We start from the raw sequence: 24,583 nt of genomic DNA, 5'->3' as shown, positions 1-24,583 counted from the left end.
GAGAAACGTTGATGTCGAATTCTTATGACTCCTCCAGTATCAAAGTCCTGAAAGGGCTGGATGCGGTGCGTAAGCGCCCGGGTATGTATATCGGCGACACGGATGACGGCACCGGTCTGCACCACATGGTATTTGAGGTTGTGGATAACGCTATCGACGAAGCGCTCGCGGGTCACTGTAAAGACATCGTGGTGACCATCCACGCCGACAACTCCGTCTCCGTCACCGATGATGGCCGTGGCATCCCGACCGGTATCCACCCGGAAGAGGGCGTCTCTGCGGCGGAAGTGATCATGACCGTCCTGCACGCAGGCGGTAAGTTCGATGACAACTCCTATAAAGTCTCCGGTGGTCTGCACGGCGTTGGCGTCTCTGTGGTGAACGCCCTGTCGCAGAAGCTGGAGCTGCTGATCCGTCGCGAAGGCAAAGTGCATCAGCAAACCTACGTGCACGGCGTACCGCAGGCTCCGCTGGCGGTTACCGGTGAAACTGACGTGACCGGGACGCAGGTCCGTTTCTGGCCAAGCCATGAAACCTTCACCAACGTCACCGAGTTTGAATATGACATTCTGGCCAAGCGTCTGCGCGAGCTGTCGTTCCTGAACTCCGGCGTCTCTATCCGCCTGCGCGACAAGCGCGACGGCAAAGAAGATCACTTCCATTACGAAGGCGGGATCAAGGCGTTCGTTGAGTACCTGAACAAGAACAAAACGCCAATTCACCCGAATATCTTCTATTTCTCCACCGAAAAAGACGGTATCGGCGTTGAAGTTGCGCTGCAGTGGAACGACGGTTTCCAGGAAAACATCTACTGCTTTACCAACAACATCCCGCAGCGCGATGGCGGTACGCACCTGGTCGGCTTCCGTACGGCGATGACCCGTACCCTGAACGCCTACATGGACAAAGAAGGCTACAGCAAAAAAGCGAAAGTCAGCGCCACCGGTGACGATGCCCGTGAAGGCCTGATTGCTGTTGTCTCCGTGAAGGTGCCGGATCCGAAGTTCTCCTCGCAGACCAAAGACAAGCTGGTCTCCTCCGAGGTGAAATCGGCGGTGGAACAGCAGATGAACGAGCTGCTGAGCGAATACCTGCTGGAAAACCCGTCCGACGCCAAAATCGTGGTCGGCAAAATTATCGATGCGGCGCGTGCCCGTGAAGCGGCGCGTAAAGCCCGTGAAATGACCCGTCGCAAAGGCGCACTGGATCTGGCTGGCCTGCCGGGCAAACTGGCGGACTGCCAGGAACGCGACCCGGCGCTGTCCGAACTGTACCTCGTGGAAGGGGACTCCGCGGGCGGTTCTGCGAAGCAGGGCCGTAACCGTAAGAACCAGGCGATCCTGCCGCTGAAGGGTAAAATCCTTAACGTTGAGAAGGCGCGCTTCGACAAGATGCTCTCCTCTCAGGAAGTGGCGACGCTGATCACCGCTTTGGGCTGCGGCATTGGCCGTGACGAGTACAACCCGGACAAGCTGCGCTATCACAGCATCATCATCATGACCGATGCGGACGTCGACGGCTCGCACATCCGTACGCTGCTGTTGACCTTCTTCTACCGTCAGATGCCGGAAATCGTTGAGCGTGGCCACGTCTACATTGCCCAGCCGCCGCTGTACAAAGTGAAGAAAGGCAAGCAGGAACAGTACATCAAAGACGACGAAGCGATGGATCAGTACCAGATCGCTATCGCCCTTGACGGTGCGACCCTGCACGCCAACTCAAGCGCCCCGGCGCTGGCGGGTGAACCGCTGGAGCGTCTGGTGTCTGAGTACAACGCGACCCAGAAGATGATTGGCCGCATGGAGCGTCGCTTCCCGCGCACGCTGCTGAAAGCGCTGGTCTATCAGCCGACGCTGGCCGAAGCTGACCTCAGCAGCGAGCAGGCCGTGACCCGTTGGGTGAACACCCTGGTGACCGATCTGAACGAGAACGAGCAGCACGGCAGCCAGTGGAAGTTCGACGTTAACGAGAACAGCGAACTGAACCAGTTCGAGCCGGTGATCCGCGTGCGTACCCACGGTGTGGATACCGACTATCCGCTGGATCAGGAGTTCGTGACCGGTGCGGAATACCGTCGTATCTGTACCCTCGGCGAGAAGCTGCGCGGCCTGATCGAAGACGATGCCTTTATCGAGCGCGGTGAGCGCCGTCAGCCGGTGGCCAGCTTCGAGCAGGCGCTGGAGTGGCTGGTGAAAGAGTCCCGTCGTGGCCTCTCCATTCAGCGTTATAAAGGTCTGGGCGAGATGAACCCGGATCAGCTGTGGGAAACCACCATGGATCCGGAAAGCCGCCGCATGCTGCGCGTCACCGTAAAAGACGCGATTGCAGCGGACCAGCTCTTCACCACCCTGATGGGTGATGCGGTTGAACCACGTCGTGCCTTTATCGAAGAGAATGCCCTGAAAGCGGCGAACATCGATATTTAATGTAACGCCCCGCGTTCCAGGCCCGGTAAGCGCTAGCGCCACCGGGCTTTTCTTTGCCCGCAAAAGAGGAATCCCGCTTCCCCTTTCTATCCCCCTTTTCTTTACTGTTTTTTGAGCGGAATCGCGTTAGCATGAGTCCAGACTCATTCCAACCGGGGATCCCATGGCTATCAAACTCATTGCAATCGATATGGACGGCACGCTGCTGCTGCCAGATCACACCATCTCTCCAGGCGTTAAGAACGCGATTGCCGCAGCCCGTGCGAAAGGCGTGAACGTGGTGCTGTGCACCGGTCGTCCGTATGCTGGCGTCCACAGCTACCTGAAAGAGCTGCACATGAATGAGCCGGGTGATTACTGCATTACCTACAACGGCGCGCTGGTGCAGAAAGCGGCCGATGGCAGCACGGTGGCGCAAACGGCGCTGAGCTATGACGATTACCGCTATCTGGAACAACTCTCCCGCGACGTGGGCTCGCACTTCCACGCCCTCGACCGCAACACGCTTTACACTGCCAACCGCGACATCAGCTACTACACGGTGCATGAATCCTTCGTCGCCACTATCCCGCTGGTGTTCTGCGAAGCGGATAAGATGGATCCGGCTACCCAGTTCCTGAAAGTGATGATGATTGATGAGCCTGCGATTCTGGATCAGGCCATCGCCCGCATCCCGGCGGAAGTAAAAGAGAAGTACACCGTGCTGAAAAGTGCGCCGTACTTCCTCGAAATCCTCGATAAACGCGTTAATAAAGGCACCGGCGTGAAGTCGCTGGCCGACGCGCTGGGGATTAAACCGGAAGAGATCATGACCCTGGGCGATCAGGAAAATGACATTGCGATGCTGGAATATGCTGGCTTAGGCGTGGCGATGGAAAACGCGATCCCGTCGGTGAAAGAGGTGGCTAATTTCGTCACCAAATCTAACCTCGAAGACGGCGTGGCATACGCTATTGAGAAGTTTGTACTGAACTAAGACCTGGCAAAATCCGCGCTCCATGACCCGCACACGTTGCGGGTTTTTTTATCCCTGCAGGAACCTTTCTTTAACATTCCTTTCACTGATTGTTCTTTTTGTGATCCAGATTGTAGTACAACATTATCTGATTGTACTACATTACGACCACGGCAATGACGAATAGCATCACGTTTGTACTGCAAAATTGAGGCGAAATTCAGCGGTCGCGGTAAAGTAGTGATGGACATACAGAGCACAAGGACTCTCCATGACTCTCAATAAAACCGATCGCATCGTCATTACGCTGGGCACCCAGATTGTGGGTGGCAAATACGTTCCCGGCTCGCCGCTGCCCGCAGAGGCGGAGCTGTGTGAGGAGTTTGAAACCTCGCGCAACATCATTCGGGAAGTGTTCCGCTCGCTGATGGCGAAGCGGCTGATTGAAATGAAGCGTTATCGCGGCGCCTTTGTCGCCCCGCGTAACCAGTGGAACTACCTCGATACCGACGTTCTGCAGTGGGTGCTGGAAAACGACTATGACCCACGGCTGATCGGCGCGATGAGCGAGGTGCGAAACCTGGTGGAACCGGCTATCGCGCGCTGGGCGGCAGAACGCGCAACCTCCGGCGACCTGGCGCAGATTGAGTCGGCCCTGAACGACATGATCGCCAACAACCAGGACCGGGATGCCTTTAACGAGGCGGATATCCGCTACCACGAAGCGGTGCTGCAGTCGGTGCATAACCCGGTGTTACAGCAGCTGAGCGTGGCGATCAGCTCGCTACAGCGAGCAGTATTTGAACGAACCTGGATGGGTGATGAGGCCAACATGCCGAAGACGCTCCAGGAACATAAAGCGCTGTTCGATGCGATACGGCATCAGGACAGCGATGCGGCAGAGCAGGCGGCATTAACCATGATCGCCAGCTCAACACGAAGGTTGAAGGAAATCACATGACATCTCGCTACATCGCAATTGACTGGGGATCAACCAATCTGCGCGCCTGGCTGTATCAGGGCGAGCAGTGCCTGGAGAGCAGGCAATCCGAAGCAGGCGTCACGCGTCTGAACGGTAAATCCCCCGAGGCGGTGTTAGCAGAGGTGACACAAAACTGGCGCGACGGCGCCACGCCGGTGGTGATGGCGGGAATGGTCGGCAGCAACGTGGGCTGGAAGATAGCCCCATATCTGCCGATTCCTGCCCATTTCTCTGCCATTGGCGAACAGTTAACGTCCGTTGGCGACAACGTCTGGATCATTCCCGGCTTGCGCGTCTCACGTGACGATAACCATAACGTAATGCGCGGCGAAGAGACCCAGCTGCTCGGCGCGCGCACGCTCTCTCCTTCTTCTGTCTACGTGATGCCCGGTACGCACTGTAAATGGGTGCAGGCCGATGCTCAGCAGATCCACGATTTTCGCACCGTGATGACCGGCGAATTGCACCATTTGCTGCTTAAGCATTCGCTGGTGGGTGCCGGTTTACCTGAGCAAGAAGCCTCGCCTGAGGCGTTTGCCGCCGGGCTTGAACGCGGGATCGCTTCCCCTGCCGTTTTGCCGCAGCTTTTTGAGGTTCGCGCCTCGCACGTGCTGGGAACCCTTCCCCGCGAGCAGGTCAGCGAATTTTTATCGGGCCTGCTGATTGGCGCAGAAGTCGCCACCCTGAGCGAGCAGTTCGCCGGGCAGCAGTCCATCACCCTCGTCGCGGGTTCATCACTGACTTCACGTTACCGTCAGGCGTTCCACGCCATCGGGCGCGATGTGGCGGCGGTGGAAGGCGACACGGCATTTCAGGCAGGAATAAGGAGCATCGCTCATGCAGTGGCAAACTAATCTTCCCCTTATCGCGATTCTGCGCGGCATCACCCCTGACGAGGCTTTAGCCCACGTTGGCGCGGTGATTGACGCCGGATTCGACGCGGTGGAAATCCCGCTCAACTCCCCGGCGTGGGAAAAAAGCATTCCGGCGGTTGTGGATGCCTTTGGCGACAGGGCGCTGATTGGCGCAGGAACCGTCTTACAGCCTGAGCAGGTGGATCGGCTGGCGAAGATGGGCTGCAAGCTTATCGTTACGCCGAATATCAACCCTGAGGTGATCCGCCGTGCGGTGGATTACGGCATGACCGTGTGCCCAGGGTGCGCCACCGCCACAGAAGCCTTTACCGCTCTCGATGCGGGCGCGCAGTCGCTCAAAATTTTCCCGTCGTCGGCCTTTGGCCCGGAATACATCAAAGCGCTGAAAGCGGTCTTGCCCGCCAGCGTCCCGGTCTTTGCCGTGGGCGGCGTAACGCCAGAAAACCTGGCTCAATGGATGAAAGCCGGTTGTGTCGGCGCGGGGCTGGGCAGCGATCTCTATCGCGCCGGGCAGACCGTAGAACGTACCGCGCAGCAGGCAGCGGCATTTGTGAAAGCGTATCGAGAGGCAGTGAAATGAAAATAACCAAACTCACCACGTACCGTTTACCTCCGCGTTGGATGTTCCTGAAAATCGAAACCGACGAAGGGGTGGTTGGCTGGGGCGAGCCGGTCATCGAAGGCCGTGCGCGCACCGTCGAAGCGGCGGTGCATGAGCTGGGTGAATACCTGATTGGTCAGGATCCGGCACGCATTAACGACCTGTGGCAGGTGATGTACCGCGCGGGCTTCTACCGCGGCGGCCCGATCATGATGAGCGCTATCGCCGGTATCGACCAGGCGCTGTGGGATATCAAAGGCAAAGTGCTGAATGCCCCGGTCTGGCAGCTGATGGGCGGCCTGGTGCGCGACAAAATCAAAGCGTATAGCTGGGTAGGTGGCGACCGTCCGGCAGAGGTGATCGACGGCATCAACAAGCTGCGCGGCATCGGTTTTGACACCTTTAAGCTCAACGGCTGCGAGGAGATGGGCATTATCGACAACTCGCGTGCGGTCGATCGCGCCGTGAATACCGTGGCGCAGATCCGAGAGGCCTTCGGCAACGAGATTGAATTTGGTCTGGACTTCCACGGCCGCGTCAGCGCGCCGATGGCGAAAGTGCTGATCAAAGAGCTGGAGCAGTATCGTCCGCTGTTTATCGAAGAGCCGGTGCTGGCCGAGCAGGCGGAGTACTATCCGAAACTGGCGGAACAGACCCATATTCCGATCGCGGCGGGCGAACGTATGTTCTCGCGCTTCGAGTTCAAACGCGTGCTGGAAGCGGGCGGCGTTGCGATTCTGCAGCCGGATCTCTCCCACGCGGGCGGCATCACCGAATGCTACAAAATTGCCGGGATGGCAGAAGCCTACGACGTGGCGCTGGCGCCGCACTGCCCACTGGGGCCGATTGCATTGGCCGCCTGTCTGCATGTGGACTTCGTCTCGCGCAACGCCGTGTTCCAGGAACAGAGCATGGGCATTCACTACAACAAGGGCGCGGAGCTGCTCGACTTTGTGAAAAATAAAGAAGACTTCAGCATGGAAGGCGGTTTCTTCAAACCGTTAACCAAGCCGGGCCTTGGCGTGGAGATCGACGAAGCCAAAGTCATTGAGCTGAGTAAAAATGCGCCGGACTGGCGTAACCCACTGTGGCGTCATGAAGACGGTTCTGTAGCAGAGTGGTAAATGCGCGTCATACTTCGCGCTGGTGATGCGTTGGCTACGCTTTCTTACCCCGGTCACATACTTTTGTATGCTCCCGGGGATGCGAAAACTTGCCGCCTTCCCCCAGCACGAATTATTTAGCGCATTCTGGTTAAGTTTTTAATTAAAAAATCAAATACACCCTCTGTAATTTACAGGGCATGGTGAGCGGCTTCGCTATGCCCAAAATCTGGAGACAGATTGCAATGGATATTCCAGTTACTGCTACAAAAACCGGGCGTCGCCGTTACCTGACGCTGATGATGATCTTTATTACCGTGGTCATCTGCTATGTCGACCGCGCCAACCTGGCCGTGGCCTCGGCCCATATTCAGGAAGAGTTTGGTATCACCAAAGCGGAAATGGGTTACGTCTTCTCGGCCTTTGCCTGGCTCTATACGCTCTGCCAGATCCCGGGCGGCTGGTTCCTCGACCGCGTCGGCTCGCGCCTGACCTACTTTATCGCCATTTTCGGCTGGTCCGTGGCGACCCTGTTCCAGGGCTTTGCCACCGGCTTAATGTCGCTGATTGGCCTGCGTGCTATCACCGGTATTTTCGAAGCTCCGGCATTCCCGACCAACAACCGTATGGTCACCAGCTGGTTCCCGGAGCATGAGCGCGCCTCTGCGGTCGGGTTCTATACCTCTGGCCAGTTTGTCGGCCTCGCGTTCCTGACCCCGCTACTGATCTGGATCCAGGAGCTGCTGAGCTGGCACTGGGTATTTATCGTCACCGGCGGGATCGGCATTATCTGGTCGTTTATCTGGATTAAGGTCTATCAGCCGCCGCGTCTCACTAAAAGCATCAGCAAAGCCGAGCTGGATTACATCCGCGATGGCGGTGGTCTGGTCGACGGCGATGCACCAGTGAAAAAAGAGGCGCGTCAGCCGCTGACCAAAGCCGACTGGAAGCTGGTGTTCCACCGTAAGCTGGTGGGCGTTTACCTGGGCCAGTTTGCTGTCACCTCGACGCTGTGGTTCTTCCTCACCTGGTTCCCGAACTACCTGACCCAGGAGAAAGGTATTACCGCGCTGAAGGCGGGCTTTATGACCACGGTGCCGTTCCTGGCAGCCTTCTTTGGCGTGCTGCTCTCCGGCTGGCTGGCGGATAAGCTGGTGAAAAAAGGCTACTCCCTCGGCATCGCGCGTAAAACGCCGATCATCTGTGGGCTGCTGATCTCCACCTGTATCATGGGCGCAAACTACACCAACGATCCGGTGTGGATTATGACTCTGATGGCGGTTGCATTCTTCGGGAATGGCTTTGCCTCTATCACCTGGTCGCTGGTATCGTCACTGGCACCGATGCGTCTGATTGGCCTGACCGGCGGAGTGTTTAACTTCGTTGGTGGCCTGGGCGGGATCACCGTGCCGCTGGTGATCGGTTACCTGGCACAGGACTACGGTTTCGGCCCGGCGCTGGTCTATATCTCAGCGGTAGCTCTGATTGGCGCGCTCTCCTACATCCTGCTGGTAGGCGACGTGAAACGGGTAGGCTAATCCCCGGCAATGCTATACCCTGATGCCACATCCGCGCATCAGGGTATCCTCATGAAACAAATCACCTTCGCTCCCCGCAACCATCAGCTCACCAACACCCGCACCTGGACCGCAGATAGCCAGTGGTTGGTCTTTGACGTCCGTCCTTCCGGCGCGTCCTTTACCGGCGAAACCATAGAGCGGGTTAACGTCGAAACCGGCGAGGTGGAGGTGATTTATCGCGCCAGCAACGGCGCGCACGTTGGGGTGGTGACCGTTCATCCTGCAGAAAATCAATACGTCTTTATTCACGGCCCGCAAAATCCTGATGCCCACTGGCAGTACGATTTTCACCACCGCCAGGGGGTGATTGCCGGACAGGGGCAGGTAAACAATCTCGATGCGATGGATATTACCGCGCCCTTCACGCCCGGCGCGCTGCGCGGCGGTAGCCATGTCCATGTATATAGCCCGGACGGGCAGTACGTCAGCTTTACCTATAACGACCACGTGCTGCACGATTACGATCCGAAGCGCGATTTACGCAACGTGGGCGTGGCTGCACCCTTTGGTCCGGTGACACCCGCAGGCAACCATCCGCGGGAATATGCCGGCACACACTGGAGCGTACTGGTCAGCTGTACAACCCCGACGCCGCAACCCGGCAGCGATGAGATCAACCGCGCCTATGAAGAGGGCTGGATCGGCAACGACCGGCTGGCTTTTATCGGCGATACCCTTTCCGCTGACGGTGAAAAAGTGCCTGAGCTGTTTATCGTTGACCTGCCGAAAGACGAACAGGGCTGGAAACAGGCGGGCGATCTCCCGCTGCAGGGCACGAAGGATCGTATGCCCGCACCTCCTGCCGGGGTGAAGCAGCGCCGTTTAACCTTTACCCATGACCATCGTTATCCGGGGCTGGTGAACGTGCCGCGTCACTGGATACGCAGTAACCCGCAGGCGACGCAAATCGCGTTTCTGATGCGTGATGATAAAGGTGTGGTGCAGCTGTGGCTGATCGCGCCGGAAGGGGAAAAGCCCCGGCAGCTCACCCATAATCAACGCGATATCCAGTCGGCCTTTAACTGGCATCCGGCGGGCCATTCGCTGGGGTTTGTGCTGGAGGATCGTATTGCGTGCTGCGATGCCACATCTGGTGAAGTAACGTTTTTGACGTCCGATCACGGCAACCCGCCGTCGGGGGATGCGGTGGTTTACTCGCCTGACGGGCGCTATCTGGCCTGGATGGAGGAGGTCGAGGGCTTCCGTCAATTGTGGATAACAGAAACCGGGTGCTAATCAGCGAGAGGGCATCTCAGCGGGGGGGATGACGGCGTTGGTCGCCAGCGTCTTCTCCTCGCTTTGCTCCACGCGGGAGCGAACGGATTTATCCTTGCGGAAAAGATCCCACGGCAGCAGCAGGGTATCAACAACAGCAGTAAACGGCATATCCAGCACCACCAGGGATTTGGTGCCCCAGTTGGTGTCGTCATCCGCCAGCATGTTCGCGCTGGCGCGCGTTCCGGGATACGTTCCTTCTTTACCGCCGGTGTGAGACATCACGCTCGAACATCCGCAAAGCACAACCACCGCGCTGCACATCGTCAGCTTTATCAGAACATTTTTCATTATCAGTCAGTCATCATCAATGGCCCAATACAGACCCGCAACCGGGTTTATAACGGGCCATTGTCAAAATGAATAGTTGAAAAGTACCGCTCTGTGGCACCTATCGCATTTTAACCTTACGTGCTGTAGTCCCAGTCTATTCCAGTACCCGCAAAGTGCAAAAAATTCTCGCTGCGCTGCTCTTGAAAAGACCGGAAGCAGACCCATTTTAAGAGTGTATCAATGAACAAACGTGCCTGAGGGGCGTTTGGGATACCCCAGCCTGTCCACCGTGGAAGGCGACAATTCTTGCTGATTTCAGGAGTTTTAACTGTATGCGTAACTTTGATCTTTCTCCGCTTTATCGTTCAGCCATTGGCTTCGATCGTCTGTTCAATCATTTAGAAAACAACCAAAGCCAGAGCAACGGCTACCCTCCATACAATGTTGAATTGGTTGACGAAAACCACTATCGCATCGCGATTGCCGTGGCCGGTTTTGCTGAAAGCGAACTGGAGATCACCGCGCAGGACAACCTGCTGGTGGTGAAAGGCGCTCATGCGGGCGAGCAGAAAGAACGTACCTATCTCTATCAGGGCATCGCGGAACGTAACTTTGAGCGTAAGTTCCAGTTAGCTGAGAACATTCACGTTCACGGCGCGAACCTGGTCAACGGCCTGCTGTATATCGATCTGGAACGTGTGATCCCGGAAGCGAAAAAACCGCGCCGTATCGAAATTAATTAATTGTTCGGGTCGCTGCGGCGGCCCATACCTGAATGCTTGCCGATATCGGGAGCAAAGGCGGATCCAACAGGATTTGCCGGGACAACTGCGCACAAAATTGTGCCGAACTCGCTTCTCAGAAGGAGAACTACCATGCGTAATTACGACTTATCCCCTCTGCTGCGTCAGTGGATCGGTTTTGACAAACTGGCTAACGCGCTGCAAAGCACCACTGAAAGCCAGACCTTCCCGCCGTATAACATCGAAAAGAGCGACGATAACCACTATCGCATTACGCTCGCGGTAGCGGGTTTTAGCCAGCAGAACCTTGATATCCAGCTGGAAGGCACGCGCCTGACGGTAAAAGGCACCCCGGAAAAACCGGAGACCGAAACCAAATGGCTGCACCAGGGGCTGGTCACTCAGCCGTTCAGCCTGAGCTTTACCCTCGCTGAACATATGGAAGTGACGGGTGCCACCTTCACTAACGGGTTGCTGCATATCGACATCACCCGCAACGTGCCGGAAGAGATTGCTCCGCAGCGGATCGCCATCAGCGAACGCCCGGCGTTGAATAGCTAATGCCATCGTGTCGAGTGGCGCTACGCTTACCCGACCTACATAGCTCGTAGGCCCGTGCAAGCGAAGCGCCGCCGGGCAAACCTGAAGCCTCGCTCCGCGAGGCTTTTTTGTGCGCCATCGCCCATACAACCCGCCTGCGCTCTGCGAGAATCCCTGTTAATAATAATGTTATTCACGGGGATGCCGTCATGAGTGATATAGCGTTAACGGTCAGTATTCTGGCGTTGGTTGCGGTGGTCGGGCTGTGGATAGGCAATGTCAAAATCCGCGGCGTCGGGTTCGGCATTGGCGGCGTGCTGTTTGGCGGAATATTTGTCAGTCATTTTGCCGACCAGCTGGGCATCACCCTTAGCGCGCAAATGCTGCATTTTATTCAGGAATTTGGCCTGATCCTCTTCGTTTACACCATCGGCATTCAGGTCGGGCCCGGCTTTTTCGCCTCGCTGCGCGTCTCGGGCCTGCGCCTCAACCTCTTTGCGATGGGGATTGTGGTAATGGGCGGGCTGGTCACCGCTCTGCTGCATAAACTCTTCGCCATCCCGCTGCCGGTGGTGTTGGGCATATTCTCCGGCGCGGTCACCAACACCCCCGCACTGGGGGCCGGGCAGCAAATCCTGCGCGATCTGGGGATTGAGTCCGGCATCGTGGATCAGATGGGTATGAGCTACGCCATGGCCTACCCGTTCGGCATCTGCGGCATTCTGCTCACCATGTGGCTGATGCGCGTTCTGTTTCGCATTAACGTCGAGCAGGAAGCGCAGCAGCACGAATCCACGCTTACCCAGGGTAAGGCGCTGATTAAAACCATCAACATCCGCGTCGACAACCCTAATCTTAACAGCCTGGCGATCCAGGATGTGCCGATCCTCAACAGCGCCAATATTATCTGTTCCCGCCTGAAGCGCGAGCAGACGCTGATGGTGCCGCTGCCCGGCACGGTGATCCAGACCGGCGATCTGCTGCACCTCGTCGGCCAGCCGGCGGACCTGCATAACGCCCGACTGGTGATTGGTCAGGAGGTTGATACCTCGCTCTCCACCCGCGGCACCGATATGCGCGTTGAGCGGGTGGTGGTAACGAACGAGCGAGTTTTAGGCAAGAAAATCCGCGAATTACAGGCAAAAGAGCGTTATGACGTGGTGATCTCACGGCTGAATCGCGCCGGGATTGAGCTGGTGGCCAGCCCGGAGGCCAGCCTGCAGTTTGGTGATATCCTCAACCTGGTCGGGCGTCCGGCCTCCATCGATGCCGTCGCCAATATTGTGGGCAACGCGCAACAAAAATTGCAGCAGGTACAGATGCTACCGGTATTTATCGGCATCGGTCTTGGCGTGCTGCTCGGCTCCATCCCGCTGTACGTGCCGGGGTTCCCGGTGGCGCTCAAGCTGGGGCTGGCAGGCGGGCCGCTGATTATGGCCCTGATCCTCGGGCGTATCGGCTGCGTAGGTAAGCTCTACTGGTTTATGCCCCCGAGCGCCAACCTCGCCCTGCGCGAGCTGGGGATCGTCCTGTTTCTGGCGGTGGTGGGGCTGAAATCGGGCGGTGATTTCGTCGAGACGCTGGCCCGCGGCGACGGGGTCAGCTGGATTGGCTATGGCATACTTATTACCGCCGTCCCGCTGATTACTATGGGCATTCTGGCGCGGCTGTTGGCGAAGATGAACTACCTGACCCTGTGCGGCATGCTGGCCGGTTCGATGACCGACCCTCCGGCGCTGGCGTTTGCCAACAACCTGCACGCCACCAGCGGTGCGGCGGCGCTCTCCTACGCCACGGTCTATCCGCTGGTGATGTTCATGCGCATTATCACACCGCAATTGCTGGCGGTGCTGTTCTGGGGGATGGGTTAAACCGCTAACCCTAATCTGGCGAACTGCTCTGCCGGGGCGTCGCTCTCACGTAGCAGACGCACCAGCAGGGCGATCATCCGCGCTTCGATGGCCTTATCCTCAATCGGGCACTGCTGGTACGGATCGGTGTGTAAATCGAACAGCAGATGGCCGACGCGATTGACTCCCGGGTATTTTTCCTGGGCCGGAATCCGCAGCGTTTTAACCCCTTTGGTAAAGCGGAAGGGCGGTGCCAGGGCAATCGACTCCAGCTCATCCGGGGTAAAGCGGGTATTCATCTTGATCGGCATCAGGGTGTAGTTGGCGATGTCATTCTCACGCCCGGGCAGCGCGGCGCGCATATAGACATAGCGCCCGTCCGTGACGTTAACATGCCCGCTGAAGACCCCGAACAGCGCAGCGTCACGCACCGGGGTGTCATCCTCAAGAATGCGGGCTAACGGGCGACCCTGAACATCAGGCGGGATGGGCTGGTTAAAGAACTCCAGCAGCGTGGGCGCCCAGTCAATCATCTGCACCAGCGCATCCCGCTGTACCCCCTGCCGGGCGCTGCGCGGATCCCAGATAAACAATTGGTTATTCGCCACCTCGTTGTAATAGGGCATCTGGTTTTTTGCCCACCAGCCATGCTCCCCGAGCAAAAAGCCGTGATCGGTCCCGACAATCAACATCGTATCGCGCCACAAATCGTGGCGGTCCATCAGGTCGAGAATGCGCCCCAGGTTGCGATCGCACATGGAGACCAGGGCGCGATAGCGGCAGCGAATATGCTCTACCGCCTCCGGGCTCTCTTCCACTTTGCCGCGCGGCCAGTCGTAGTGCGGGCCCTCCCAGGGATCCTGATACAACGAGAGATAGGCTTCAGTGGTATAAACGGCTCGTGCGGGTCGAAGGTTTCCACCTGCAGCAGCCAGCTGTCCTGCTGATGATTTTTGTCGATGAACTCGCATCCGGCGTTAAAGACCCGGGTTTGCGGGAAGTCCGCCTCCTGTTGAATGTAGTCGCGGTTGACCCAGTCGTGTCGCCAGAGCCCGGAGACGCCACCGCCGGTTTGCTTCTGCGGCACCCGCAATACCTCCGGGATCGCCGGGTCGGCGACGCTGGCCTTCCAGTGATCCCCCTCCTGGCCGCGGATAATTTCCCATGAGCTGTAGCGATTATGGTAGTTACCCCCGCCGTCCTCCCAGTAGTGCAGATGGTCGCTAATCAGGTGGGTATAAACGCCCGCTTTTTTCAGCAGCTCCGGCATGGAGTCGTCGAACGGCTCCAGCGGCCCCCACTCCCGATGCAGAAAATTATACCGGCCGGTGTGCAGCTCCCGGCGAGCCGGCATGCAGGGCATACTGCCGACATAGCTGTTGTTGAAGGTGGCGCAGCGGGCCGCCAGACGCTGGAAGTTCGGCGCCCGGGTGATCGTATCCCCGTAAGGCGGCAGATAGTGTTTATTCAGGCTGTCGAAGAGCAGAATGATCGCTTTCATCGTCGCTCCTTAACGGGCCTTTACCAGATGCGGGAAATGTTCTTCCACCACGGCATAGATCTGCTTCCCTATGGTCTCTCCGTCCATAATATTTTCGATGGGGATCAGATACTGCCCATGGCGCGGATCGAGGCTCACCACATCAATCAGTTTTTTCGAAATGGCGAAGATATCGGCCCATTCGGTAAATCCGCCGACCTCGCCCGCGGCGGTATGCTCCATGTCGAAATGAATGTCATATTTGGCTAACGCTTTTTTCACCACCGTCTGCAACATCACGCTACTGCCGACACCGTAGCCGCATACAAACAGAATATTAATTTTGTCTTTCATAACGATATCCTTTTCACAATGAGATGATTTAGCCCGCGTAAGGCCCGAGATGGAACGTTGAGGCAATAAACTTAAGTACTTCGCAAATCGCTGGCCATAACGTCGCCCAGTCGAAAATACCGGTCCAGCCCACCCCTTCGGCGGCGAGTCCGGTTAAGGGAATGGCCCATACGGTGCCGAAGGTTTGAATAATCCCCAGCAGGAAAGTACAAATAATCACGGCGCGATAACCACCCAGCCGGTTAGCTAATACTCCAATTGGGCCGCCGGAGAAAAATAATGGTACAAAACCGGGAAGCACCATAATATGGCTATGGGTAATAAGCAGAATGCCCATCGAGAAAATAGTGCCGAAGGTACAGAAAATAAATCCGAGGGTGGCGGCATTCGGGGAGAAGGGTAATAACGCTGCGACATCGACGGCGGGAATAGCATCCGGAATTAAACGATCCTGCCAGCCTTTAAACGAGGCGTTAATTTCCCCGACCATCATGCGCACGCCCTGCAACAGGATCACCATATACATAGAGAACTGCAGGCCGAGATTAATAATGTAGATATACCAGGGCTTACCTTTTGCCATGGCCTGAACGTTATCGATGCCGGTGGTCAGTAAGAACCCGCCAACGAACAGGGTCATCACTATGGCGATGGAGGTGACGTTATGGTTAAAAATCGCCAGCCAGCCGGGTAGCTTCATGTTTTCAGCATCCTGCTTCTCAGCGTCGCCAAACAGGTGGGCAAATTTCGAGAAGAACCAGATCCCCAGCATCTGGTTATGAGCAATGGTAAAGCCCGCATTATTGGTGATTTTAGCGACCGGTTTGGCGATCAGGGTCGTGGCGAACGCCCAGAATACCCCGGTTAAAATTCCGGCGATAATAATTGACTGCACCCAGCCAAAGCCCAGCCAGAAGACGATCAGCCACAGCACTGCCTGGGAGTGAGACACCCCGGTATTGCCGGTCAGAAAAATGCCTTTTACCTTTGTGTAGCGGCCAAATAAAACCAGCAGCAGGTTGGTAAAAAAGGCCAGCGCAAACACATAGCCCACAAAACCGAAATTATCCCCAAGCGCAATCTGGGTTGCCGCTTTCATGGCATAGGAATCCATTAAATAACCATGGATCCCATAATATTTACTGACCGCATCGGCAACGGGTTTAAAGGTGGCTGAAAACTGAAACCCGCCAAAGAGCACCATCATTAATCCCACCATGGCGCTAACCATACCGGTAATAATTTTAATCGGCGATTTCTTATCAAGGGCATAACCTAGTCCCACCAGCAATCCAATTAAAATAGCGGGTTCGGTTAGAAAGGATTGTATTACTGAAATAAAGTCAGAAAACATAATGCAGTCAACCTCCGTGATATTCGCTTCCGGATGAATAAAATCCAGCTGAGTGTTGCTTGTAATTTAATAACGGAACGACTAATAGTTTATTTGGTAAGATATTTTGAAAGCGAAATCACTTTAATAATCAAATATTGTCATTTAAAGATTAAGTTTGATTTTTTGTGATTCTATTTGCAAAAATAGGCAGCATATAATTTGAGATTATTTAACTGAACAATAAATACAAAGCTTGTATATATGCCCGTTGTTCAGGGTAGAGAGGCGGTCCCCGGATACGTTACTATTGCCGCAGTTTTGTACAACGGGCAGTCAGACAGGAGACGTCATGAAAATTTCCCGCCTCGGCGAAGCGCCGGATTATCGCTTCTCGCTGGCAAACGAGCGTACCTTTCTGGCGTGGATCCGCACCGCGCTGGGCTTTCTGGCGGCCGGTGTCGGCCTCGACCAGCTGGCGCCCGATTTTGCCACGCCGGTGATCCGCCAGCTGCTGGCGCTGCTGCTGTGCCTCTTTTCCGGGGGGCTGGCGATCTACGGCTACCTGCGCTGGCTGCGGAATGAAAAGGCGATGCGTCTGAAAGAAGATCTGCCCTACACCCACAGTCTGCTGCTGGTCAGCCTGATCCTGATGATAGTGGCGGTGATTGTGATGGGGCTGGTACTGTATGGCGGATAGCCGCAAAGCGCGCCGTCTGGCCGACCCGGGGCTGCAACCGGAGCGCACCTCGCTCGCCTGGCTGCGCACGCTGTTTGGTTATGGCGCGTTGATGGTGCTGGCGGTCAGGCACAACTGGCAGCAGGCGGGCCCGCTGTTCTGGGTGGCGCTGGGCGTGCTGGCGATGGTGGCGCTGATCCTCTGGCACTACACCCGCAATCGCGCGCGGATGGACGTTTCGCTGTACGACTTTTCAGCATCCCGACCGGTGCGTATTAAATTTATGATCGCCCTCGCAGTGTTATCCCTCGCATTACTGTTTGCTGCTAGTCACGTTCACCATCTCATCATTTTTATCAGGGATTTTGCATGACAGGATGTCAGGTCATGGCCAAGCCGGCCAGTTCACTTTGCAATCTCGATTGCCGCTACTGTTTTTATATCGATAAGCCCCAGCAGCCGATCATGGACGACGCCACGCTGGAAACCTTCATCCAACAGCATATCGCCGCCCAGCCCGGGCCGGAGGTGCAGTTTGCCTGGCAGGGTGGAGAGCCGACGCTTTGCGGGCTGGATTTCTTCCGCCGCGTCGCGGCGTTGCAGCACCGCTATGGCGGAGGAAAGCGCATCACCAACGCCTTTCAGACCAACGGGATCCTGCTCAACGACGCCTGGTGTCGGTTCTTTCGCGAGCAGGGCTGGCTGGTGGGTATCTCGCTGGATGGCCCGGCGGCGCTGCATGATGCATATCGCGTCAGCCGCAGCGGCAATCCTACTCATCACAAGGTATTGGCGGCGATAGAGAAGCTGCGCGCCCATCGGGTGTCGTTTAACCTCCTGACGGTCATTAACCGGCAGAACAGCCGCCAGCCGGAGCGCCTGTATCGCTATTTACGGGCGCTGGGCACGCCCTTTCTGCAATTTCTTCCGCTGCAGGAGCACGATAATCCGGAATCGGTCAGCGATCGGCAGTGGGGAGAATTCCTGTCGACGGTATTTGACGTCTGGGTGCGGGAGGATATTGGTCGCGTCTTTGTGCAGCTCTTCGACTCAACGCTGGGGGTGTGGTGCGGCTATCCGTCGCAGATATGTTCTCTTGCCGCCACCTGCGGCCACGCCTTTGCGCTGGAGGCCAATGGCGATCTCTTCCAGTGCGATCACTACGTCTGGCCCCAGTACCGGCTGGGCAACATCCATCAGACGCCGCTGGCAGAGCTTAATCAGAGCGAGGCGGCCATCGCCTTTGGGCTGCGCAAGCAAACAGACCTATCCGCCGAGTGTCGGGCCTGCCCGATGCGTCACCTGTGTAACGGCGATTGCCCTAAACACCGGGTGGATGGCAAAAGCGCGCTCTGCGCGGGGTATCAGGCGTTCTTCCGCCACTCCGCCCCGCATATGCGGGTGATGCGCGATTTAATCCGCCATCACCGTTCGCCCATAGAGCTGATGGCGCTGCTCCAGCAGAGCCATCGGGCAAGTTAACGCCCTTTCGCCAGGTACTTCGCCATCTCCTCGTCCGGCACCATCCCGCCGCCGGTTGCCCACACCAGGTGGGTGGCGTTCTCCAGCGAATAACGACCGGAGGCGGCGAGGCGCACCGGCCCGGCCATCCCCGCCAGCGCCGACGGCTCAAGGCGGATGTTCTCCTCCTGCGCCAGCCAGCTCAGCATGTCGTACATACTCTGATCGGAGAGGGTGTAGAACCCGTCGAGCAGGCGCTCCATGGCGCGGCCAACAAAGCCGGAGGCACGGCCTACCGCCAGACCATCCGCCGCGGTGAGGTTATCGATCCCCAGATCCTGCACCGCAATCTCATCATGCAGACCGGTATACACCCCCAGCAGCATGCACGGGGAGTGGGTAGGTTCGGCAAAAATACAGTGAACATGATCGCCAAAGGCCAGCTTCAGCCCGAACGCCACTCCGCCAGGGCCCCCGCCCACGCCGCACGGCAGATAGACAAACAGGGGATGATCCGCATCCACCACCCGGCCCTGTTCGGCAAACTGCGCTTTCAGACGCTCGCCTGCCACGGCATAGCCTAAGAACAGGGTGCGGGAGTTTTCATCGTCGATAAAGAAGCAGTTCGGATCGTTTTCCGCCGCCTTGCGCCCTTGCTCCACAGCCACGCCGTAATCCTGCTCATATTCCACCACCGTCACGCCGTGGCTGCGCAGTTTTGCCTTCTTCCACTCGCGGGCGTCGGCGGACATGTGCACCGTCACCTTAAAGCCGATGCGGGCGCTCATGATGCCAATGGACATCCCGAGGTTGCCGGTCGACCCCACTGCGATGCTGTACTGGCTGAAGAAGTCCTTAAAGCGGGGCTCCAGCAGGATACTGTAATCGTCGTCGAGGCTGAGCAGCCCGGCGGCCAGGGCCAGTTTTTCCGCATGGGTCAGCACTTCATAGATCCCGCCGCGGGCTTTAATCGAGCCGGAGATCGGCAGATGACTGTCTTTTTTCAGCAGCAGGGTGCCGGGGATTGCGATGTTTGATTCCTGTTGCAAGCGCTGATGCATCGCCGGAATAGCGACCAGATCGGATTCAATGATGCCGTGGTTTGCGGCGGTTTCCGGAAAAGCTTTTGCCAGATAAGGGGCAAAACGCGCCAGGCGGGCATGGGCGTCGTCCACTTCCGCCTGGGTCAGGCCGACCCAGGGTAACCCGTCGGCCAGCGTCGTGGCGTTCGGGTTAAACCAGGTAGTCTCTTGCAGGGCAATCAGATCGTTGAGCAGGGGGTACTGCGCGATTAACTTCAGATGTTCTGGCGTCATAGGATCCTCTCAGGCGTATCCCCTTAAGAAAACAGGAAACCAGCCTGAGGGCAAGATCCGCTTACACCGCCTGCTCGTGATGCGAGGCGCGGGAGGCCAGCGGCAGCCAGCAGAGCACAATCAGCAGGCCCATAAGCGTCATCAGCAGCCCGAGGCTGGCCTGTCCGTTTTGCGGCATCATCGCCGAGAGCCAGGCCAGCGCGCCGGAGCCGATATTCTGCAGGCCCCCCACCAGCGCCCCGGCGGTGCCCGCCAGGAACGGGAAGGGCTCCATCGCGCCGCTGGTCGCCAGCGGGAACAGCATCCCCGCGCCAAAGAAGAAAAGCGCGGCCGGGATCAGCAGGGTCCAGACGTTCATCACCCCGAACAGCCCCGGGATCCACATCATCAGCCCTGCCAGCAGGCAGCTCACCACCGACTGCCACATCAGGGTGGTGAAGCGTTTATTGGCGCGTCCGGCAAACCAGGCACCGAAAAACGCCGCCGGGATCGGCAGAATAAACAGAATACTCACCACCATGCTGCTGAGGCTCAGCCCGGCACCCAACAGCACGCCCGAGCTGGCTTCGAACACTGCGATGCCCGCCAGGCCGCCCACCAGCATCAGCACGTAGCAGTTAAAGGCGCCGTTGCCGAAGAGGATTTTGTAGCTGGTGAGTAGTTTGGTGCGCGGCGCTTCAGTGGGCCGGGTTTCCGGCATCCAGCGCGCCATGCTGAAGGTAACGATGACGCACAGCACCAGCAGGAAGCCGTAGCAGGCGCGCCAGGACCACATGGTGTCCAGCAGGCCGCCAATGAGCGGGGCGAGCAGCGGGCTGACCAGAATGCCCATATTCAGCAGGCTGTTGGCATGCCGCAGCTGGGTGCCCTGATACATATCGCGCGGCAGGGTACGCGCCATCACCCCGCCGACGCCGGTGCCAACGCCCTGCAACGCGCTGGCGGCAATCAGCACGCTCAGGCTGTGGGTGGTCATGGCAATCACCGTGGCGATCATAAAAATCGTCATCCCGACCAGGATCACCGGACGGCGACCAACGCGATCCGAGAGCGGGCCGTAGAACAGCTGCGAGACGCCGTAGGTCAGCAGGTAAGCGCCCATCACGCTCTGCACCGCGCCTTCACGGACGTTGAGTTCCTTCGCCATATCCGCAATGGCCGGGATATAGATGGTTTGCGCCATCTGACCGACGGCGACCAGCAATACCAACATCAAGAGTAAATTAACGTTCCGCTGTCTTTTCATGTCGCTGAATACTTTTGCCAAAAGTGATAAATAAAGAATAAGTGACTACTCATTCCCATAAATGCGCGAGGAATCTACCACAGTGAGATGGCAAGTTAAGCATTGCGATGATGAATGGAAAACGGCATAAAAGGCAGGATTAATAAACAAGAACGGCAACTAAAGTTGCCATAGGATCGGGCCGGACGCTGCTGGCCCGTTACACTGCGCAGAATAACCGGTGCGTGACGCGCGGTTCATCCGCGACCAGCGTAAAGCCAGCCCGCTGGTAGAATGGCCAGGCGGTGTGGGGCGCATGGGTATTGAGAAAATCGAACCAGATGCTGGCATCGGCCATCACCACGGCGAGCAGTTGCCTGCCGATACCCAGACCACGACAGCTTTCGCTGATATAGAGATGGCGGATACGGCCAGCCCGCGGCTGCTGGCTGAACGGATCGCGGTTTAGCCCGCAAATCCCCACCAGTTTGCCGTTCAGAAACGCACCCAGCAGCTTTTCACCCGGGGCGTTAAAGCGATTTTCACCCCGCTCCCAGTTCTCTTCCAGCCTGCGCAACATATTGAAATTGAGCGCGGTGCTCTCGGCTTTCAGCGCGATATAGCCCGGCTCGTCCGGCGTGACAGGCTCAATTAATAAACGCAACATAGCATTCCCTCGTTATTAAAGAGGGGCGGTTTCCCGCCCCTCTCTGGTGCGGCTTGAACCTGAATCACTTAACGTATTTCAGGACAGCATCAAGCAGTTGCAGTGCTGCAACAATGAGTTTGAGGATAAGTACAACCATATCCACTACGCTCATACGCGTCTCCTCTGGTTAAGGAGCACGATGCTGGCGTACCTTTCCGCCGCCTGTGGCCAGCACCTTTGTTGACGTAACACAGTGTGCTCAGTTGGGGAGTGGAGGCGCTGACGGCACCACCCGTTTCAGCCAGGACTTCGTTGCGCCGGTGTACTACGAGCGGCTCCCCTCGCACCCTGTGAACACACCCAGTATAGATAAATACTGTATATATGAACAGTAATTTATGGACAAAACGTGAAGCGGGAGCCATACTCAAATGCGTCAAAATCCGTGCCGTAAATTGCGCGTTCCCGTGCGATCGCGTATACTTCGTGCGTTGACGTAACACAGTGTGCACTGCGGTCACCAGCCGCAAACGCTGTAAAAAAAACCTCGCTTCGGCGGGGTTTTTTGTTTTCATCACCCGACAAGCGAAACGTGATCCCTGACGCATTTTCAGGCAGATGAAAATAATTCCGTTGTCACGCCTGACAACCTGTGCTTGTATAAATCCACTCAATGATTCCAGAGACAGGTCTCCCATGACTGCATCCATGAACACCGCGACCCTACTAAAAACTGCGCACCCAGCCGCAGTGGTCGTCGTGCGTGTGGTGGTGGTCGTCGGCAATGCGCCGTAGGGACTGGATCAACACACGATTCCAAACCCCGCCGGCGCAAACCGGCGGGGTTTTTGTTTAAAGCCCCCCGGAAAGTCGGCCCATAAGAAGGACTGGAGCATGGCAAGTTCGGGCACAACATCACACAAGACGCGTTTCACTGGCGCGCAGTTAATCGTTCATTTACTGGAACGTCAGGGCATTACCACGGTTGCGGGTATTCCTGGTGGGACGGTACTCCCGCTGTATGACGCCTTAAGCCAGAGCACGCAGATCCGCCACGTGTTGGCGCGTCACGAGCAGGGTGCAGGCTTTATCGCGCAGGGCATGGCGCGAACCCAGGGCAAACCGGCGGTCTGTATGGCCTGTAGCGGGCCGGGCGCCACCAACCTGGTCACCGCCATCGCCGACGCGCGTCTCGACTCTATTCCGTTAGTCTGCATTACCGGCCAGGTGCCGGCCTCGATGATCGGCACCGATGCATTTCAGGAAGTGGACACCTACGGCATCTCTATCCCCATCACCAAGCACAACTATTTAGTGCGCGATATCAGCGAATTACCGCAGGTTATCAGCGATGCGTTCCGTATCGCCCAGTCCGGTCGTCCGGGCCCGGTGTGGATAGACATTCCTAAGGATGTGCAGACCGCTGAAATTGAGATCGACGTGCTGCCGGAGCCCGGCACCCGCGCGCCATCGCCAGCGTTCAGTGCAGACAGCGTGCGTGAAGCCGCCGCCATGATTAACGCCGCACAGCGCCCGGTGCTCTATCTGGGCGGCGGGGTGATTGATGCGCCAGACGCGGTGCGCGCCCTGGCAGAAAAAGCCAGCCTGCCGACCACCATGACCCTGATGGCGCTGGGCATGCTGCCAAAAGCGCACCCGCTGTCGCTGGGGATGCTCGGCATGCACGGCGCGCGCAGCACCAACTTTATTCTGCAGGAGGCGGATCTGCTGATCGTTCTCGGGGCACGTTTTGATGACCGGGCGATTGGCAAAACCGAGCAGTTCTGCCCGAACGCCAAAATTATTCATGTGGATATCGACCGCGCGGAGCTGGGCAAAATCAAGCAGCCGCACGTGGCGATCCAGGGCGACGTCAACGAGGTGCTGGCGCAGCTGCTGCCGCATATCGACGCCACCCCGCGCAGCGCTTGGCATCAGCAGGTAAGCGGGTTACAGCAGGAGTTCCCGGGCGCCATCCCAACCGAAGGCGACCCGCTGAGCCACTACGGGCTGATCAACGCCGTGGCCGCCTGCGTGGACGACAGCGCCATCATCACCACCGACGTCGGTCAGCATCAGATGTGGACCGCTCAGGCCTATCCGCTGAACCGTCCGCGCCAGTGGCTGACCTCCGGCGGTCTGGGCACCATGGGCTTTGGCCTGCCTGCGGCCGTGGGCGCGGCGCTCGCCAATCCGGACCGCAAGGTGATCTGCTTCTCCGGCGACGGTAGCCTGATGATGAACATTCAGGAGATGGCCACCGCGGCCGAAAACCAGCTGGATGTGAAAATCATCCTGATGAACAACGAAGCGCTGGGGCTGGTTCACCAGCAGCAGAGCCTGTTCTACAAGCAGGGCGTCTTTGCCGCCACCTATCCGGGGATGATTAACTTTATGCAGATTGCCGCCGGTTTTGGCCTGCATACCTGCGATCTGAATGCCGAGGAGGATGCCCACGCGGCGTTGCAGGCGGCGATCTCGCGCCCGGGCCCGGCGCTGATCCACGTCCGTATCGATCCACAACAAAAAGTCTATCCGATGGTCCCACCCGGTGCGGCCAATACAGAAATGGTGGGGGAATAAGCCATGCAAAAACAAAATGATAACGTCATCCTGGAGCTTACCGTCCGCAACCATCCCGGGGTCATGACCCACGTCTGCGGGCTGTTTGCCCGCCGCGCGTTCAACGTGGAAGGCATTCTCTGTCTGCCGATTCAGGGCAGCGAACACAGCCGCATCTGGCTGCTGGTGAATGACGATCAGCGGCTGGAGCAGATGATGGCGCAGATCGACAAGCTGGAGGATGTGGTGAAAGTGGTGCGCAACCAGTCCGATCCGACCATGTTTAACAAAATTGCGGTGTTCTTCGAGTAAATCACTTAA

At 57.5% G+C, this 24,583-nt stretch carries 24 protein-coding genes and 1 pseudogene; 17 read left to right on the top strand and 8 right to left on the bottom strand.

What is annotated here, in order from left to right; translation table 11 throughout:
* Positions 1-11 precede the first annotated feature (11 nt).
* The 8 genes from gyrB (at position 12) to LRS40_RS06725 (ending at position 9,758) form a co-directional block, all read left to right on the top strand.
* Entirely contained in the window at positions 12-2,426 is a 2,415-nt protein-coding gene (gene gyrB, locus LRS40_RS06760; RefSeq protein WP_142487663.1) for a DNA topoisomerase (ATP-hydrolyzing) subunit B, read from the top strand.
* A gap of 163 nt (positions 2,427-2,589) precedes the next feature.
* Positions 2,590-3,402 carry a sugar-phosphatase gene (gene yidA, locus LRS40_RS06755; protein ID WP_156262589.1) on the top strand — a complete coding sequence of 271 codons (813 nt, stop codon included), beginning with the start codon at positions 2,590-2,592 and terminating at the stop codon, positions 3,400-3,402.
* Between the two features lie 250 nt (positions 3,403-3,652).
* Positions 3,653-4,342 (top strand): D-galactonate utilization transcriptional regulator DgoR, encoded by a 690-nt coding sequence (gene dgoR, locus LRS40_RS06750; protein WP_064324218.1) that lies wholly within the window; start codon positions 3,653-3,655, stop codon positions 4,340-4,342.
* Positions 4,339-5,217 (top strand): 2-dehydro-3-deoxygalactonokinase, encoded by an 879-nt coding sequence (locus LRS40_RS06745; RefSeq protein WP_142487665.1) that lies wholly within the window; start codon positions 4,339-4,341, stop codon positions 5,215-5,217. Before dgoR ends, LRS40_RS06745 begins: the two co-directional genes overlap by 4 nt.
* Positions 5,201-5,818 (top strand): 2-dehydro-3-deoxy-6-phosphogalactonate aldolase, encoded by a 618-nt coding sequence (locus LRS40_RS06740; RefSeq protein ID WP_142487666.1) that lies wholly within the window; start codon positions 5,201-5,203, stop codon positions 5,816-5,818. Before LRS40_RS06745 ends, LRS40_RS06740 begins: the two co-directional genes overlap by 17 nt.
* The gene (gene dgoD, locus LRS40_RS06735) at positions 5,815-6,963 is read left to right on the top strand and encodes a galactonate dehydratase (RefSeq protein WP_142487667.1); all 1,149 of its coding nucleotides are present in this window, start codon (positions 5,815-5,817) and stop codon (positions 6,961-6,963) included. The genes LRS40_RS06740 and dgoD overlap by 4 nt, the downstream gene beginning before the upstream one ends.
* Positions 6,964-7,142: 179 nt before the next feature.
* Positions 7,143-8,480, top strand: coding sequence for an MFS transporter (locus LRS40_RS06730; protein ID WP_185902397.1), 1,338 nt, complete (start codon positions 7,143-7,145; stop codon positions 8,478-8,480).
* A 51-nt stretch (positions 8,481-8,531) separates the two neighbouring features.
* Positions 8,532-9,758, top strand: a complete 1,227-nt coding sequence (locus LRS40_RS06725; protein WP_231313379.1) for a DUF3748 domain-containing protein — start codon at positions 8,532-8,534, stop codon at positions 9,756-9,758.
* Here LRS40_RS06725 and LRS40_RS06720 read toward each other — a convergent pair whose 3' ends face one another.
* Complete coding sequence (locus tag LRS40_RS06720) at positions 9,759-10,091, bottom strand: YceK/YidQ family lipoprotein (RefSeq protein WP_142487670.1); 333 nt, start codon at positions 10,089-10,091, stop codon at positions 9,759-9,761.
* Between the two features lie 311 nt (positions 10,092-10,402).
* Between LRS40_RS06720 and ibpA the strand changes: the two genes are divergently transcribed.
* The 3 genes from ibpA (at position 10,403) to LRS40_RS06705 (ending at position 13,224) form a co-directional block, all read left to right on the top strand.
* Positions 10,403-10,813 (top strand): small heat shock chaperone IbpA, encoded by a 411-nt coding sequence (gene ibpA, locus LRS40_RS06715; protein ID WP_032615564.1) that lies wholly within the window; start codon positions 10,403-10,405, stop codon positions 10,811-10,813.
* A gap of 132 nt (positions 10,814-10,945) precedes the next feature.
* Positions 10,946-11,374: a small heat shock chaperone IbpB gene (gene ibpB, locus LRS40_RS06710; protein WP_142487671.1), complete on the top strand. Its 429-nt coding sequence runs from the start codon at positions 10,946-10,948 to the stop codon at positions 11,372-11,374.
* A 188-nt stretch (positions 11,375-11,562) separates the two neighbouring features.
* Positions 11,563-13,224 (top strand): putative transporter, encoded by a 1,662-nt coding sequence (locus LRS40_RS06705; protein WP_231313378.1) that lies wholly within the window; start codon positions 11,563-11,565, stop codon positions 13,222-13,224.
* Here the strand turns inward: LRS40_RS06705 and LRS40_RS06700 are convergent.
* The 3 genes and pseudogenes from LRS40_RS06700 to LRS40_RS06690 all read right to left on the bottom strand — a co-directional run bounded on the left by LRS40_RS06700 (position 13,221) and on the right by LRS40_RS06690 (position 16,391).
* A pseudogene (locus tag LRS40_RS06700) lies at positions 13,221-14,704 on the bottom strand (sulfatase). The gene LRS40_RS06705 and the pseudogene LRS40_RS06700 sit on opposite strands and share 4 nt — an antisense overlap.
* Before the next feature lie 9 nt (positions 14,705-14,713).
* Positions 14,714-15,037, bottom strand: coding sequence for a PTS sugar transporter subunit IIB (locus tag LRS40_RS06695; protein WP_231313377.1), 324 nt, complete (start codon positions 15,035-15,037; stop codon positions 14,714-14,716).
* A 28-nt stretch (positions 15,038-15,065) separates the two neighbouring features.
* Complete coding sequence (locus LRS40_RS06690; RefSeq protein WP_231313376.1) at positions 15,066-16,391, bottom strand: PTS sugar transporter subunit IIC; 1,326 nt, start codon at positions 16,389-16,391, stop codon at positions 15,066-15,068.
* 331 nt (positions 16,392-16,722) lie between these two features.
* Between LRS40_RS06690 and LRS40_RS06685 the strand changes: the two genes are divergently transcribed.
* The 3 genes from LRS40_RS06685 to LRS40_RS06675 are packed head-to-tail and all read left to right on the top strand — an operon-like array spanning position 16,723 to position 18,531.
* Complete coding sequence (locus tag LRS40_RS06685) at positions 16,723-17,070, top strand: YidH family protein (RefSeq protein ID WP_142487676.1); 348 nt, start codon at positions 16,723-16,725, stop codon at positions 17,068-17,070.
* Positions 17,060-17,422: a DUF202 domain-containing protein gene (locus tag LRS40_RS06680; protein ID WP_142487677.1), complete on the top strand. Its 363-nt coding sequence runs from the start codon at positions 17,060-17,062 to the stop codon at positions 17,420-17,422. Before LRS40_RS06685 ends, LRS40_RS06680 begins: the two co-directional genes overlap by 11 nt.
* Positions 17,419-18,531 carry an anaerobic sulfatase maturase gene (locus tag LRS40_RS06675; RefSeq protein WP_231313375.1) on the top strand — a complete coding sequence of 371 codons (1,113 nt, stop codon included), beginning with the start codon at positions 17,419-17,421 and terminating at the stop codon, positions 18,529-18,531. The genes LRS40_RS06680 and LRS40_RS06675 overlap by 4 nt, the downstream gene beginning before the upstream one ends.
* Here the strand turns inward: LRS40_RS06675 and dsdA are convergent.
* From dsdA to tisB, 4 genes are all read right to left on the bottom strand, one after another.
* Entirely contained in the window at positions 18,528-19,826 is a 1,299-nt protein-coding gene (gene dsdA, locus LRS40_RS06670; protein WP_231313373.1) for a D-serine ammonia-lyase, read from the bottom strand. The two genes, LRS40_RS06675 and dsdA, sit on opposite strands and share 4 nt — an antisense overlap.
* A gap of 61 nt (positions 19,827-19,887) precedes the next feature.
* Positions 19,888-21,072 (bottom strand): multidrug efflux MFS transporter EmrD, encoded by a 1,185-nt coding sequence (gene emrD / locus LRS40_RS06665; protein ID WP_231313372.1) that lies wholly within the window; start codon positions 21,070-21,072, stop codon positions 19,888-19,890.
* Between the two features lie 199 nt (positions 21,073-21,271).
* Positions 21,272-21,718 (bottom strand): GNAT family N-acetyltransferase, encoded by a 447-nt coding sequence (locus LRS40_RS06660; RefSeq protein WP_142487681.1) that lies wholly within the window; start codon positions 21,716-21,718, stop codon positions 21,272-21,274.
* Positions 21,719-21,782: 64 nt separating this feature from the next.
* On the bottom strand, positions 21,783-21,872 hold the full coding sequence (tisB, locus tag LRS40_RS06655; RefSeq protein ID WP_039032257.1) for a type I toxin-antitoxin system toxin TisB: 90 nt from the start codon (positions 21,870-21,872) through the stop codon (positions 21,783-21,785).
* 524 nt (positions 21,873-22,396) lie between these two features.
* Here tisB and ivbL point away from each other — a divergent pair.
* The 3 genes from ivbL (at position 22,397) to ilvN (ending at position 24,574) form a co-directional block, all read left to right on the top strand.
* On the top strand, positions 22,397-22,495 hold the full coding sequence (gene ivbL, locus LRS40_RS06650) for an ilvB operon leader peptide IvbL (RefSeq protein ID WP_103824263.1): 99 nt from the start codon (positions 22,397-22,399) through the stop codon (positions 22,493-22,495).
* Positions 22,496-22,594: 99 nt separating this feature from the next.
* Complete coding sequence (gene ilvB, locus LRS40_RS06645; RefSeq protein WP_231313371.1) at positions 22,595-24,283, top strand: acetolactate synthase large subunit; 1,689 nt, start codon at positions 22,595-22,597, stop codon at positions 24,281-24,283.
* A gap of 3 nt (positions 24,284-24,286) precedes the next feature.
* Complete coding sequence (gene ilvN, locus LRS40_RS06640) at positions 24,287-24,574, top strand: acetolactate synthase small subunit (RefSeq protein WP_039032259.1); 288 nt, start codon at positions 24,287-24,289, stop codon at positions 24,572-24,574.
* The last annotated feature ends 9 nt before the right edge of the window (positions 24,575-24,583 follow it).

Source organism: Leclercia sp. G3L, assembly GCF_021117075.1.
GTDB lineage: Bacteria > Pseudomonadota > Gammaproteobacteria > Enterobacterales > Enterobacteriaceae > Enterobacter > Enterobacter adecarboxylatus_C.
Note: the sequence above shows the minus strand (reverse complement) of the source record. Positions and strands in the feature narration are given on the sequence as shown.